The organism is Ruegeria sp. THAF33, assembly GCF_009363615.1.
Taxonomy (GTDB): Bacteria; Pseudomonadota; Alphaproteobacteria; order Rhodobacterales; family Rhodobacteraceae; genus Ruegeria.
The window spans coordinates 2,691,106-2,704,125 of the sequence record NZ_CP045384.1; the positions used below are offsets into that span (position 1 = coordinate 2,691,106).

Below are 13,020 nucleotides of genomic sequence, written 5' to 3' on the forward strand. Positions count from 1 at the left end.
ATACAAAAGTATACCAATTTGGAAATGCCTAATCAACTCCCTTTCCACACGGATTGTGGAACGTACACATGGCCGTCTGCCAACTTGCGCGCGGTACGAACCAAGCCTGCTGCGTTTACAGTGAACCCATTCTCAGTGGTGAAATCCACCAATACGTCGATCGTGCCCGAGGCATGTTCCAATATGACTTCAGCCGGGCTTGTCGTCGGGCGATCCAGCAAACCGTCCGCGACCGTGCCGGGCGTCAAAGCGCAGGACGCCATGCACTGCGCACCGGTAACCGCCATGGTCGGGTGGGTCTTCCACGGCATGAAATACCGCACTGCAAGCGTTCCGCCCGCTTTGGCAGGAGCTACAAGGCCGAATTTGGGGGTCACGGATTTGGACACATCCCCCATCCCCATCCGTTCCCCGGCTTCGATCCGAACGGCTTCCATCCGGTCAAAAAAGGCGCGGTTGGCGTCCAGATCCTCGGCGCTTTCATAACCCGTCAGTCCGAAATCTGCGGCGCAGGCAATGGCCATTGGCATAGCGACGTCCATGCAAGTCAGTTCGATCCCCTGTACTGTGTCACGCAGGTTGCCGGTGGGCAGGAAAGCACCGGTTGCTGACCCAACCACCCCCATGAAACTCAGCTGCACCGGTGCAGATTGGCCGGGCACCCCGGCAATGCCTGTATCACCCTCATAGGTCAGCCTTCCCCCGGGTGTCTGAATCCGGGCCACTACACGGGCCCCGGTGTTGACCGCCCGGATACGGATTTCGGTTTCATCGCCTTGGGGCTCAAACAACCCCATTTCGATTGCAGCGGGGGCGACACCTGACAGGATGTTGCCGCAAGTTGGTTTGAAGTCGACCAACTTATCCTCGACCGCAACCTGCGCGAAGAAATAGTCGATATCGGCCCAGTCATCCTCGCTGACCGACAGCATCGCGACCTTGGTCGTGACCGCCGCGCCACCGCCGATACCATCAATGTTCAGCGACTGCCCGGCCCCGAGGGCAGCGATCAGCACTTTGGCCAAAGTGTCCAGATCCTCGGGCAGATCCGAGCGGCGGAAATACGGGCCCCGAGAGGTTCCGCCCCGCATGAATACATATGGGATTGCTGTTTGGGTCATCGGGTGCCCCCTGGCCAAGACTGAGTGGTGTTTCTTCTGCCCGGCCCGGTACACAGGCCGAGCGATGTCATCGGGCTGCTCATTTCAATGGCCAGGGCAAGCTGACCATGTCCTGCAACAGTCCAGGTGGGAAATCGCGGTTCAGAGCACCCGCCATCAGGCACATAAAGCCGATACCGCAGGCGGTCAGGATCAGCGCCATCTGCCAGCTGGCCCCCGCCCGAATGCGGAAAAACGCCATCAGGAAACCCAGCAATGCAAGGATGAACCCCACCACCCATGTCGCCGCGATGAGACCAGCGAACCAAGCCAGCGTGGACCACAATCCATGGGGGGCACTGGCGTCCTCACCCGCAATTTCCTTGTCCGCAAAGATCGCGTCGCCCTCGGGCCGCCGCATCATCTGGATCAGCAGGATCACGCAGCAGAACAAAGAGATACAGCCGATCACCAGGGGGATGATTTTGTCGGTCATGTTGTAGTCAGGGATCATGTTAGCATTGACCAAAGCCACGATCAGATAGGCCATGATCACCAGTAGAAAGACCAATGGCGCACGCTTTGTACCTGCCTGAACCTCACCCTCAGCCATGATCATCTTGGCTTGCCGGATGCCCAGAATAACCGAGGCAACCGTGACCACGATCAAGACAATGACGATGGGGCTGAAGACATATTCCATCCCTTCGCCAAAGCTCTTTCGGAAACGGAACGATGCAATCTGGAAGGCCTGATTGGTGAACTTTTCAACCGGGTTCGACAGAACAAAGCCGATCAGGAAAGCTGGGCGCGACCAGTCGAACCGTCGCAGGAAGATGCCGATCAAACCAATCACAAACAAGGCCAGCAGGTCTTCGAAGTTCTGACCGGATTGGAAGGCTGCAAAGCTGATCAACATGAACAGGAACGGCGCCAGATAGGTAAAGCGGATCGTGGTCAGCTTGGCGATCCCGCCCGAGGCCGCGATGCACAGGATGGTGCCTACCACGTTGGCCAGCGCCAACAGCCAGACGATCGAATAGGTGATGTCGAGATTGTCCTGAAGCATGCTCGGACCGACTTCGATATCCCCCGACCCCAGCAACGCAACCGCACCAATGAAGATTGCCATCGAGCCCGAGCCTGGAATTCCGAACAGAAGCGTCGGCACCAGACCGCCGCCTTCCTTGGCGTTGTTCGAGCTTTCCGGGCCGATGACCCCGCGCACTTCGCCTTTGCCGAAATTACTTTTGTCCTTGGTGGTTTGAACCGAATGGCCATAAGCGATCCAGTCAACGACCGAACCGCCGAGGCCCGGAATGACGCCGACGACGACCCCGATGATCGAACACCGGACCGACAGCCAGATATTCGCAAACCAGTCTTTGACGCCTTCCAGCCATCCAGCACCTATCGAGGCGCCTTTCGCAATCGACCGATCCTGCCGCAGCAGCGAGACGATTTCGGGCACCGCAAAAATACCCAAACCGACAATGACAAGTTTCAAGCCATCGGTCAGATAGGGAATGTCATAGGTCGCCATCCGAAGCGATCCACCAGCATCGGCCTCGCCAATTGTGCCTACCATCAGACCCAGACCGGCGGCGGCGACGCCTTTCAGTGGGATACGTCCTGCCAAAATGGCGACCATCGACAGGCCGAGAATAGTGATCATCAACATCTCGGGCAGTCCAAAGGCCAGAACGATTGGGCGCGCGATCAGAATGAACATGGTCAGAAAGGTCGCGCCGACCAGCCCTCCGAACAGGGACGAGGAAAAGGCCGCCGACAGCGCCCGCGCGGCCTCGCCCTTTTTGGCCATGGGGAAGCCATCCAGCACTGTGGCCTGCGATGCCGAACTGCCGGGGATGCCCATCAGAACCGATGCGAAAGTGTCAGAGGTCGGAACCACCGCCACCATCCCGATCATCAGGGCCAGACCCAGGATCGGGTCCATGCCGAACATGAAAGGGAGCAAGAGCGACAGGCCGGCAATGCCTCCAAGCCCCGGGAAAACACCTACGGCCAGCCCCATAACGACGCCGAGCACGAGATAGCCCAGAACGATGGGTTGCAGGATCAGACCCCACGCATCACCAAGCGCAGGTAGAGCGGTGGCGAAAACCTCCATAGCGGCCGCCTTTCATAAATTGTCTTGTATGTAGAAAAGCGCGCGCCCTTCGTTGGGCGCGCGACGACGTGTCGGCTTAGTTCAACTCGACACCATAGGCTTCCTTCAGCCAGTTCAGGACATATTGCTTGGCATTGTCATCCACATTGGTCGCGGTTTGCAGCGCAGCTTTTGAGCCGTCGCCGACGAACACCGGATACTTGCCTACGCGTTTGGACGAAATGTCTGCAAAGTCACCACGCTCGGTTACAGCTTGGAACGCCGCGGTGTAGGCATCGACGACCTCTTGTGGCGTGTCACCGGGCAAGAAGGCCAGTTTCTGAACCGGGAAGCCCGCCACGAAGAAGGCTTTCCATGCGTCCCATGCTTCACCGCTGGTTTCACAGCCATCGGTCGCCTCGCAGACCTCTTTGAAAGTCGGGATATCCGGGAAAGTCGGATCGCGCACGATGTTGCCGTCTGCATCCAAGGCACCCCATGTCATCATCGGCACGGCCTGACCAGCCTCGACCAGCGGCGCCGAACCGCCCAGATAGCCCGAGGAGGTTTGATAATCGATGTTGGCCTCTCCACGTTCGAACATCAGGCGTCCGTCTCCACGGCCTTTGATGCCAAAGACAGGCTCAACGTTCATGCCTAGCATCTGCCATGCAAGCAACGGCACAAGGTCCAGACGGGTTGCGCCTTGAGAGCCATAGATGAAATTGGTGTCTTTCAGTGCATTTGCCGATCCATCAAACTTGACACCATCTTCTGCGTTCAGATAGGCGACGCCACCGGTTCCCGATGCCATGACCGGAATCCAGTCGTTATATTCATAACGCACGCGCGGATCGTTCAGCAGATACGGGAATTGAGTTGAACCCGAGGTACCGAACAGCAGCGTACCGTCATCATGGCTTTGCTCCTGAAACCAGTTCGCACCCTTGGTCGAACCAGCGCCCGGCATGAATTTCACGACCACGGTCGGTTGACCCGGCAGCGCCTCGGACAGAAGCGGCGCAAAGAAGTTGGCCCATTTGGCAGACCCGCCGGTTTCCGAAAACGGGATGACCCATTCAATGGTCTTGCCCGAGAAATCGACCTCGGCTGCGGCGGGTGCTGCGATACCGGCGGCGGCGATCAGCCCCACGACGGCGCGACGGGTGAAGTTGGAAATGGCCATTGGTTCCTCCCTGTTGACCAGACAACCACGTCGGCGCCCTCCGCGCCACCGTGATCGCAAATAGAACTGTGGGGTTGATTCCCCCTCCCATCTGGCAATCATGGAGCGCCAACCTTGCGCGAAACTTGCAGGAGCCCGAATGCGGATCGTCATCGTCGAGGATAATGAGACCCTCGCCAACGCCATTGCCTATCGCCTGCGGGATCGGGGCCATGCTGCTGATGTACTGACAGACGGCGATGCAGCCGATCTGTATCTAGAGCAGGAAGGCGCAGACCTGATCGTTCTGGACATCAACCTGCCGGGTCGTTCAGGGCTTGAAATCTTGCAGTCCCTGCGCCAACGGGGCGACAGCGCGCCCGTCATCCTGCTGACCGCGCGCACCGAGACCAGTGACCGAGTGTCTGGTCTGGATATGGGCGCCGACGACTACCTGGTCAAACCTTTCGAGATGGACGAGCTCGAGGCGCGCATCCGCGCCCTGTCTCGTCGCAAGCAACTGGATTACGGCTCGCAAGAGACCATCGGAGAACTGGTATTTGACCGCACCGCGCGGCAGGTCAGCGTAAAGGGACAGGTGCTTGACGTGCCACGCCGAGAAATGGCTGTGCTTGAATGCCTGCTGGAACGGCGCGGCAGAATTGTCCCCAAGGGCCAGCTGACTGACTATGTCTATGGCGTGGGTGCGGATGTCGAAGACTCTGCCGTTGAACCTCATGTATCGCGATTGCGCAAACGCCTTCAGAACCTTGGCATTAGGATCAAGACAGCCCGCGGTCTTGGGTATCTGCTTGAGGTGCAGAAGTGATCAGGCATGGTTCGCTCCGGCTTAGGCTGTTCATTCTGATCCTGACACCCTTGGTGTTGCTCGCGATTCTGCTTGGATATTGGCGCTACACGGTTGCCCGGGAAACGGCGCAAGAGCTTTTTGACGACAGCCTGTTATCTGCTGGTCTGGCGATCTCGCGGGATGTGGCGGTGTCAGACGGCGATGCTTTATCGCCCACCACCCGCAGCTTAATCCGCGATGCATCGGGGGGAGAGATTTTTTACCACGTGACCGGACCCGGCGGTATCTACGTAACCGGTTACGCATATCCACCTGCCTCGGCAAACCCGACAGAACAGGACGTTTACCAACCCCAGTTTTTCGAAGCTGTCTATCGTAACGAGCCGGTGCGCGTATTGAAAATGACCGAACGGGTCACACTGGATAACCTGGTAGGAGATGCGACGGTCACTGCATGGCAACGCATCGCGGATCGCAACGCGTTTGCCAACGAATTGTCGATCCGAGCAGCTATACTTATGGGCATCCTAATGGCCACCCTTGGCTTTGTCGTCTGGTTCGGCGTAGCGCGCGGCCTGCGACCGTTGCTGGATTTGCAGGACGCCATTGACCTGCGTTCGCCCGACGACCTCAGCAAGATAAAACGCCCGGTCCCGACCGAAGTCCGTGGCATTGTTCAGACCCTGAACCGGCTGTTTGGGCAGGTCGAAGACAGTATAAACGCTCATCAAGTGTTTATCTCAGAAGCTGCGCATCAACTGCGAAATCCAGCAGCCGCAGTCCAGTCCATGGCCGAGGCGCTGCGAGATGCAAAAACGGATGAAGACAGGGACAAACGCGTTGTCGAGCTTGTGGCAGCAGCAAAGAACTCGGCCACTGTGGCGGAACAGCTGTTATCACTGGAACGGCTGCGGCAACCTACGCATCAGGATCAGATGGAAAAAATTGATTTCCGCTTGGTCGTGGAAGAAGCTAGTGCAGAGATGGGCGTACACATTCTGGCAAATGGGATCGATTTTGAGGTCACGATGCCGGAGTCTGCAATCATGGTAACAGGGGATCGGGTATTTTTGACTGAGGCCATCAAAAACCTGCTGGACAATGCAGTTAAGCATGGTGGCGCTAAATTGAGCCGAATTTCAATTGTGCTCTTCTGTGACGGAGGAAATGTCAATCTTACTGTGGCCGATGACGGAACTGGTCTTTCACCCGCCCAAAGCGAAGCAGCATTCAGTCGGTTTTCGCAGCTAGAGTACTCGGAAGGCAGCGGCCTTGGATTGTCAATTGTCTCAGCGGTGGCAAAACGCCATGGAGGAGTGGTTGCAATCAACCAAGTCGAAAAAGGAGCAAGCGTTACACTTGAGCTTCCCATAGCCCTGTAAGTCGTTTCCAGCATTTAGAAGCCCTAAACTCTTCAATATCAAAGGGTACTCTTTGCGGTTGCAGCGAACTGTTGCTTCGTTGCGCATTGCGGTTGTTTCCGGACTATGTTCTGAACGGCTGGCCTCGCAACCATCGGCTAATTTTCCGCGTCATAACAAACCGCCAACGTCGATAAAACCGATGTTGGGTCAAGCGATCTATGGTTGAGTTGTGGCCGTTCGGTGGAACGAGTACGAAAGGCTGCCTGGCGGAACAAAGCTAGCGCTCTTCTTAGACGCCGGTGTTATGCTTTCAGACATAAACCCGTTCCTGACGACCACCAGAGTCTCACACCCGTTTTTTTCATGTATGTCCCCCGTCAGTGCTGATCAATGATGTCGCGTAGGCTGTTCAACGACCACATATAACGCCAGCAAGGTGTTTGATCCTGTACCAGTTGGCCCAACTTATCGAATGTTGTCCGCGATGCGGATACCTGCAATTCTATCTATGTTGCCAGCCGGAGACATTCATTGCCTTTGAGATACGCTGATATCTATCCGTCAGAACCGCTTTTGAACAGCGATGCGATGCAGCGCCCTTCGGCGGCTGGTTTGATGTCAGTGCGGTATTTTCGGGCCGAACCTGATCGGATGCCCGAGGAAGTTTTTGCAGAACATCATGTCCTTCTGAACCTTCAGGAAAATGGGCATCGTGTTCAAAACTGGCGAGATGGGACACTGCGTGATTTCACCTTTTGCAAGGACGAAGTCATTGTGACCCCGGCAGGCATGCGGTCAGGTTGGCGGTGGTACGGACAGTCCGACGTGATCGTGATCACCTTGCATCCGGAAAAAGTCCAGCGCTTTGCACAGTCGGAACTCGGTATGCTGTTGGCGCCGGAGCAGTTTCACGATCAGCCGCAGTTTTACGACCCTGACCTATGTGCTGCAGGCGTCATTTTGCGCGACGCGCTTGAAGCCGACGATATGCCCTCGGCCGTGATGTTCGAAGCCATGAGCCGGGTATTTCTAGCTAAACTGCTGCAGAAATATGGAAAACGCCGCGCTGAAGAGGTCGAGCTGTCCGCGCGCTTTACCTCTCAGCACTATCAACGGGTGCTGGCCTACGTTCAGGACCGTTTGGATCAGACGATCACCGTCGATCAGATGGCGTCCGAGGCGGGCATGAGCCCCTCGCATTTCGCGCGGGTTTTCAAGGAGACGCTGGGCTCGACTCCCATGCAATATGTCATGGCCTACCGGGTCGAGCAGGCGATGAAGATGATGGAAGACCCGGCGCGCCCTCTGGGGGATATCGCCATGGCCTGTGGGTTCTCAGATCAGGCGCATTTCACGCGCAGTTTCAAACAGGTAGTAGGGCAGACCCCCGGCGCATTTCGTGCGGCAAATGCTGTCTGAAGCAGAATCTTTCAAAAACGCGGCAGTCCGGTACAAGTATGCCTGCCGTCGACAGCGTATCTCAGGTGTCATCGGGCTTGTGCCCATCCAGAAAGACTTTGGGAGATATCGCTATGAACACCCTCGCTTTGAACACCGCCGCAGCACTTATGGCGTCGACGGCCGCCGTCGCGCAGGTTGAAACCCGCACCGTCACATTCGAGAACGAAGGCGCCACACTGTCCGGCACGCTGTACCTGCCGGAAGAGCGCGGATCTGAACCGCTGCCGACGGTCGTTGTGACCGGGGCCTGGACCTCGGTTCAGGAACAGATGCCCGCAAACTATGCCCGCGAGATGGCCGAGCGCGGCTTTGCTGCCTTCACCTTTGATTTCCGCGGTTGGGGCAAATCGGACGATCTGCCGAACAACATGCGCTTTGTTGAAAGCCCCGAGGCCAAGACATCGGACATCAAAGCTGCCATCGCATTCGTCGCGACTCTTCCCGAAGTGGACGCCGATCACATCAACGGTCTGGGGATCTGCGCCTCGGCTGGCTACATGGTCGATGCGGTCTCCGGCAACCCGCTGGTTCAGCGGCTGGGCTTGGTTGCACCATGGTTGCAGAATGAAGAGATCGTCGAGGCGGTCTATGGCGGCGCAGACGGTGTTGCTGGGCTGATCGAGGTGTCCCACGCCGCCGAGGCCGCAGGGGGTCAGATCATTCCTGCCGCAGGCCCCGAAGGTGCCGAGGGCGTTCTGATGCCAATCGGCGGATACTATTATGAGGCCGACCGTGGCGCGATCCCAGAGTATGACGACAAGTGGAACAATGCGGGCTGGGAAGGCTGGCTGACCTATCACCCCGCCGACAATCCGCAGCGATTGGATAAGCCACTGGCCATTGTGCACTCGGAAAGCGCGGCGATCCCACAAGGCATACAGACCTTTCTTGCCGGTTTCGCAGGCGATGCGACCGCGCAATGGCTGGAGGATGTCACGCAGTTCGATTTCTACGACAACCCCGAGGATGTCACCCGGGCGGCCGATACCGTCGCTGACCACTTCCGCGCCGGTTCGAGCAACTAAGCCCTGTCTGGACACCGAGCAGTCGTTCGGCGTCCACCCTCATCTATTCGGAGCATCCCCATGCGTAGAAAACTCACATCGACTCTTGCTGCCGTCTCCATGATCGGAACCGCAGCTTTCGCCGAACCACAGGCAGGCATCTCGACCGCAATCACCGATATCGCGGCAGGCGCAGACCGCCACGACTGGGCCCGCGTGCGCGACGCGTTTGCCGATACCGTCACGACGGATTACACCAGCCTCTGGGGCGGAGACCCGGTTACACAACCCGCTGATGAGCTTGTGGCGGGATGGTCCGCCTTTCTGCCCGGTTTCGACGCGACGCATCATATGGTGACCAATCACACGATCACCTCTCTGTCCGATACATCCGCCATGGCACAGGCTGATTTCACAGCAACCCATCGCCTTGATAAAGACTTGTGGGTGCTGGGTGGCCGCTATGACTATATCTTGGAGAAATCAGACGACCGTTGGGTCGTTACTGCGATGACAATGACGGCACTTTGGGAAACCGGAGATCGTGGTCTGTTGACCCTTGCCGGCCAGCGCGCTGCCGAGGCGAATTGAGGGAAGCAACATGACCAGTCAGCGCATCGCACTCGTGACCGGCGCCAATCGCGGTATCGGTAAAGAAGTTTCCCGCCAATTGGCGCAAGACCACGGCATGTGGGTTCTGATCGGTGCGCGCGATCTGGCGAAAGGGAAGGCTGCTGCGGATGAGATCGGATATGGGGCGGAAGCCTTGGAATTGGATGTCTCAAGTCCGGACTCTGTCGCTGCCGCCTTCTTTTTGATGGTTGAATCTATCTATGGTCGTCTCGATGTTCTGGTGAACAATGCGGGTGTGGACTATGACACCGACCAACAGGTCCACCTCGCCGATCTGGATCGGGTTCGCCGCGCTTTTGATACGAACCTTTTCGGCCCTTGGGATACCACGATTGCGGCGGTGCCACTGTTGCAACGCGGCACGGATGCCCGGATCGTCAACGTCTCATCTGGCGCGGGGTCGCTGAACAGCATGCCCGCCGGCACACCCGGTTACGGCGTTTCCAAAGCGGCTTTGAACGCGCTAACCCTCAAGACCGCCGCCGCGTTGAAACCTCAGGACATTCTCGTTAACGCCGTGTGCCCCGGTTGGGTCGCAACAGATATGGGCGGCGGAGGACGTCCGATTTCTGAGGGTGCCAAGGGCGTTGTCTGGGCCGCGACCTTGCCGAAAGGCGGCCCGACCGGAGGGTTCTTTCGCGACGGCGTTGCGATTGATTGGTAGGTCTATCCTGGCGCCATAAAATCAATCAGCTTCCTCACCCGCGCGGGCAAAAGGCGACGACTGGGGTAGACTGCGAACATATCCCGCGTCAAAGGGATAGTGTCCGTGACCTCAAGCCGTTGCAGGTCTCCGTCCACCATATCCAAAGGCAGCATCGCGACACCCAGGTTGCGGCGGGCCGCCTGAGCAATGACATCAAGGTCCGTTAAACTGTGCGCGGTGTGCTTCAGTTGCAGAGTTTCCCCGCTCTCAAGCACCCAGGGCTGACCAGCTGTCAGGGCGGGCAAAGCAAGAAAGTCCGGTCTGTATATCGGCCCGTCCAACGCACGCTCCCGAATGAGGCCCTGTCCCGCACAAAAGCAATAGGGAACCGACCAGAGCCGTTTCGCGACAAGGCTGGAATCTGTCAACGGGCCGACCCGAAAGGCCAGGTCGATATTGTCGCGAAAGAAATCCAACATGATGTTGGTCGTGGTCACCTCAAGTGCCACATCCGGATTCTGCTCCGCAAAATCCAACAGCCGAGGGCCTATGGTCGTGCGCGCGGCCAACGGAGGCGCCGTGATGCGGATGCTCTGGCGTCTGGTATCGTCGGTAAAACCCGCGATACCCTGCAACGACTCAATCGGGTCCTGGCATCGATCCAGAAGGCGGCGGCCCTCTTCCGTCAGGCGAACCTGGCGGGTTGTCCGCTCGAACAGTTTGGTGCCCAGATGGCCTTCCAACTCTGCAATCCTTCGGCTGACCCGGCTGAGGGGTATACCCAGGCGGTCCGCAGCCCTGGAAAAGCTGAGATGGTTGGCGACGACAGTAAACAGGGCAAGGTCGTTGTAGATCATTATTCTAATTTTGGGATTATATCTTCCGATATCAACTATTATCTTCCGATGACGTGACCTCTACCTTCTGCGCAACAGAAGGAGACAGCTCATGCCTTTCGCCGTTGAAATCACCCAGACCGGCAAACCGGACGTTTTGCGCGAAACTGACAAGGCGACCCCGACCCCCGATGCCGGAGAAATCCTGATCCGCAACAAGGCCGGGGCGGTCAACTTTATCGACACGATCATCCGTCGCGGTGAGATGCCCGAGGGAATGATGCCCGATCTGCCTCATATACCCGGAGTTGAAGGGGCCGGATTGGTCGAGGTGCTGGGTGAGGGGGTCGAAGGCTTCTCTGTCGGAGACCGAGTGGCGTGGATGGGGCCGATTGGTGCCGGTGGGTACGGGACCCATTCGGTGATCGCAGCGCCCTATGTCACCCGGCTGGCCGAAACCAAGGACTTCGAAACCGCGGCCGCTATCCCTGTCAACGGGATGACCGCCTATCACATGCTGGTCAATTTGGGTGGCGCAATGGCAGGCAAGTCCGTGCTGGTTCACGCGGCAGCCGGGGGCGTAGGGACTATGGCCCTACAGATCGCGAAACATCTGGGCATGACGGCGATCGCCTCGACCAGCACCGACAAGGTTGGGTATGCCAAAGATCAAGGTGCCGATCACGTCATTGATTATCGCACTGAGAACGTCACCGAGCGAGTGATGGAAATCACCGGCGGGTGCGGCGTGGACCTGACGCTGAACCCGGTTTCCGGAGAGTCTCTGAAATCAGATTTCGATGTGCTGGCGCCTCTGGGTACCGCAGTTTTGTTCGGATTTCTTGCCGGTCCGCCCGCAGGCAGTTTTGCCGAGGACTTGGCGAAGCACTTCCAGAAATCCGTCTCGGTCCGTGTCAGCGATATATACACCTATTTCGTCAATCGCCCCGATCAGTTTAGCGCAGATATGGCCACAGTGTTTGATCTGCTTGAGACGGGAATTCTGCGCCCGCAGGTCACCGCCCTGCCCATTGCTCAAGCCGCCGAGGCGCACCGCCGACTGGAAGCCGGTGAAACCACCGGCAAGCTGGTGCTGAGTATCGACTGATCGATCCAACAAAAAAGGAGCCATAGAAATGAGCACGGTTTTCGAAGCCGCCCTGAAAGGCAAGCACATTGTCATTCTCGGCGGTAGCAGCGGTATGGGGAAAGCAACTGCAAAGATGGCCACCGCCCTCGGGGCAAAGATCACCATCGCAAGCCGCAGTGCTGCCAAGCTGCATGCGGCGGCAGACGAGATCGGCGGCGGGTTGCAGATCGCACCGGTCGATACAACCGATGAGACCGGCGTGAAATCATGGGCTGGTGTATTGGGCCCGGTGGATCACCTGGTGATCTCAGCCTCAAGCGCTGCGCATGGTGCGTTCGCCGATCTGCCCACAGACGATCTGCGCGCCATGTTCGAGGCTAAGTTTATCGGTCCCTATTTGGCTGCGCGCGAAGTGTTGCCCGTGTTGGTCAAAGGCGGCTCCATCACGTTCTTTTCCGGTGTGCTCAGCCGTCGCCCATCCGCCGGGGCCACGGGCCTCGGCGCCGTAAATGCCGCGGTCGAGGCGTTGGCGAAGGGGTTGGCGCTGGAGCTGTCCGGACGGGCGCGGGTGAATTGCATCAGCCCCGGCATGGTCGCAACCGAAGCCTATGCCGCGATGTCGGAAGAAGCACGTGAAGGCATGTTTGCGCAGGTTGGTGGCAGCCTGCCTGTGGGACGCGTCGGAGAGGCCGAGGACATCGCGCAAGCCGTGATCATGGCGATGACGAACAGGTTTTTAACTGGCTCCGTTCTGGATGTGGATGGCGGCCATCTTGTACGTGATTGACGCCTAACCCAAG

General features: G+C 58.0%; 12 protein-coding genes. 8 read left to right on the forward strand and 4 right to left on the reverse strand.

The window, feature by feature from the left end; all coding sequences use genetic code 11:
* Positions 1 to 32: 32 nt before the first annotated feature.
* The 3 genes from FIU92_RS13440 to FIU92_RS13450 form a co-directional block, all read right to left on the reverse strand.
* On the reverse strand, positions 33 to 1,121 hold the full coding sequence (locus FIU92_RS13440) for a 4-oxalomesaconate tautomerase (protein WP_152459103.1): 1,089 nt from the start codon (positions 1,119 to 1,121) through the stop codon (positions 33 to 35).
* Positions 1,122 to 1,200: 79 nt separating this feature from the next.
* Complete coding sequence (locus FIU92_RS13445; protein ID WP_152459104.1) at positions 1,201 to 3,231, reverse strand: tripartite tricarboxylate transporter permease; 2,031 nt, start codon at positions 3,229 to 3,231, stop codon at positions 1,201 to 1,203.
* A 76-nt stretch (positions 3,232 to 3,307) separates the two neighbouring features.
* Positions 3,308 to 4,396 (reverse strand): tricarboxylate transporter, encoded by a 1,089-nt coding sequence (locus FIU92_RS13450; protein ID WP_152459105.1) that lies wholly within the window; start codon positions 4,394 to 4,396, stop codon positions 3,308 to 3,310.
* A 139-nt stretch (positions 4,397 to 4,535) separates the two neighbouring features.
* Between FIU92_RS13450 and FIU92_RS13455 the strand changes: the two genes are divergently transcribed.
* From FIU92_RS13455 to FIU92_RS13480, 6 genes are all read left to right on the forward strand, one after another.
* Entirely contained in the window at positions 4,536 to 5,204 is a 669-nt protein-coding gene (locus FIU92_RS13455) for a response regulator transcription factor (protein WP_152459106.1), read from the forward strand.
* Positions 5,205 to 5,257: 53 nt separating this feature from the next.
* The gene (locus FIU92_RS13460) at positions 5,258 to 6,568 is read left to right on the forward strand and encodes a sensor histidine kinase (RefSeq protein WP_254705379.1); all 1,311 of its coding nucleotides are present in this window, start codon (positions 5,258 to 5,260) and stop codon (positions 6,566 to 6,568) included.
* A gap of 513 nt (positions 6,569 to 7,081) precedes the next feature.
* Positions 7,082 to 7,969, forward strand: coding sequence for an AraC family transcriptional regulator (locus tag FIU92_RS13465; RefSeq protein WP_152459107.1), 888 nt, complete (start codon positions 7,082 to 7,084; stop codon positions 7,967 to 7,969).
* 113 nt (positions 7,970 to 8,082) lie between these two features.
* Complete coding sequence (locus FIU92_RS13470; protein ID WP_152459108.1) at positions 8,083 to 9,036, forward strand: alpha/beta hydrolase; 954 nt, start codon at positions 8,083 to 8,085, stop codon at positions 9,034 to 9,036.
* A gap of 60 nt (positions 9,037 to 9,096) precedes the next feature.
* The gene (locus FIU92_RS13475; RefSeq protein ID WP_152459109.1) at positions 9,097 to 9,606 is read left to right on the forward strand and encodes a nuclear transport factor 2 family protein; all 510 of its coding nucleotides are present in this window, start codon (positions 9,097 to 9,099) and stop codon (positions 9,604 to 9,606) included.
* Positions 9,607 to 9,616: 10 nt separating this feature from the next.
* Positions 9,617 to 10,312: an SDR family NAD(P)-dependent oxidoreductase gene (locus FIU92_RS13480; RefSeq protein WP_152459110.1), complete on the forward strand. Its 696-nt coding sequence runs from the start codon at positions 9,617 to 9,619 to the stop codon at positions 10,310 to 10,312.
* A 2-nt stretch (positions 10,313 to 10,314) separates the two neighbouring features.
* On the opposite strand, the gene FIU92_RS13485 is transcribed toward FIU92_RS13480, so the two are convergent.
* On the reverse strand, positions 10,315 to 11,151 hold the full coding sequence (locus FIU92_RS13485) for a LysR family transcriptional regulator (protein WP_152459111.1): 837 nt from the start codon (positions 11,149 to 11,151) through the stop codon (positions 10,315 to 10,317).
* A gap of 91 nt (positions 11,152 to 11,242) precedes the next feature.
* On the opposite strand from FIU92_RS13485, the gene FIU92_RS13490 reads away from it, so the two are divergent.
* On the forward strand, positions 11,243 to 12,238 hold the full coding sequence (locus FIU92_RS13490) for a zinc-binding dehydrogenase (RefSeq protein ID WP_152459112.1): 996 nt from the start codon (positions 11,243 to 11,245) through the stop codon (positions 12,236 to 12,238).
* A gap of 28 nt (positions 12,239 to 12,266) precedes the next feature.
* Positions 12,267 to 13,007 carry an SDR family oxidoreductase gene (locus FIU92_RS13495; RefSeq protein ID WP_152459113.1) on the forward strand — a complete coding sequence of 247 codons (741 nt, stop codon included), beginning with the start codon at positions 12,267 to 12,269 and terminating at the stop codon, positions 13,005 to 13,007.
* Positions 13,008 to 13,020 lie beyond the last annotated feature (13 nt).

What these genes read in the sequence shown, in the direction of transcription:
- FIU92_RS13445 (WP_152459104.1), bottom strand. Translation starts at nt 3,231, where the DNA reads ATGGAGGTTTTCGCCACCGCTCTACCTGCGCTTGGTGATGCGTGGGGT.
- FIU92_RS13470 (WP_152459108.1), top strand. Translation starts at nt 8,083, where the DNA reads ATGAACACCCTCGCTTTGAACACCGCCGCAGCACTTATGGCGTCGACG.
- FIU92_RS13455 (WP_152459106.1), top strand. Translation starts at nt 4,536, where the DNA reads ATGCGGATCGTCATCGTCGAGGATAATGAGACCCTCGCCAACGCCATT.
- FIU92_RS13440 (WP_152459103.1), bottom strand. Translation starts at nt 1,121, where the DNA reads ATGACCCAAACAGCAATCCCATATGTATTCATGCGGGGCGGAACCTCT.
- FIU92_RS13450 (WP_152459105.1), bottom strand. Translation starts at nt 4,396, where the DNA reads ATGGCCATTTCCAACTTCACCCGTCGCGCCGTCGTGGGGCTGATCGCC.
- FIU92_RS13475 (WP_152459109.1), top strand. Translation starts at nt 9,097, where the DNA reads ATGCGTAGAAAACTCACATCGACTCTTGCTGCCGTCTCCATGATCGGA.
- FIU92_RS13490 (WP_152459112.1), top strand. Translation starts at nt 11,243, where the DNA reads ATGCCTTTCGCCGTTGAAATCACCCAGACCGGCAAACCGGACGTTTTG.
- FIU92_RS13480 (WP_152459110.1), top strand. Translation starts at nt 9,617, where the DNA reads ATGACCAGTCAGCGCATCGCACTCGTGACCGGCGCCAATCGCGGTATC.
- FIU92_RS13485 (WP_152459111.1), bottom strand. Translation starts at nt 11,151, where the DNA reads ATGATCTACAACGACCTTGCCCTGTTTACTGTCGTCGCCAACCATCTC.
- FIU92_RS13495 (WP_152459113.1), top strand. Translation starts at nt 12,267, where the DNA reads ATGAGCACGGTTTTCGAAGCCGCCCTGAAAGGCAAGCACATTGTCATT.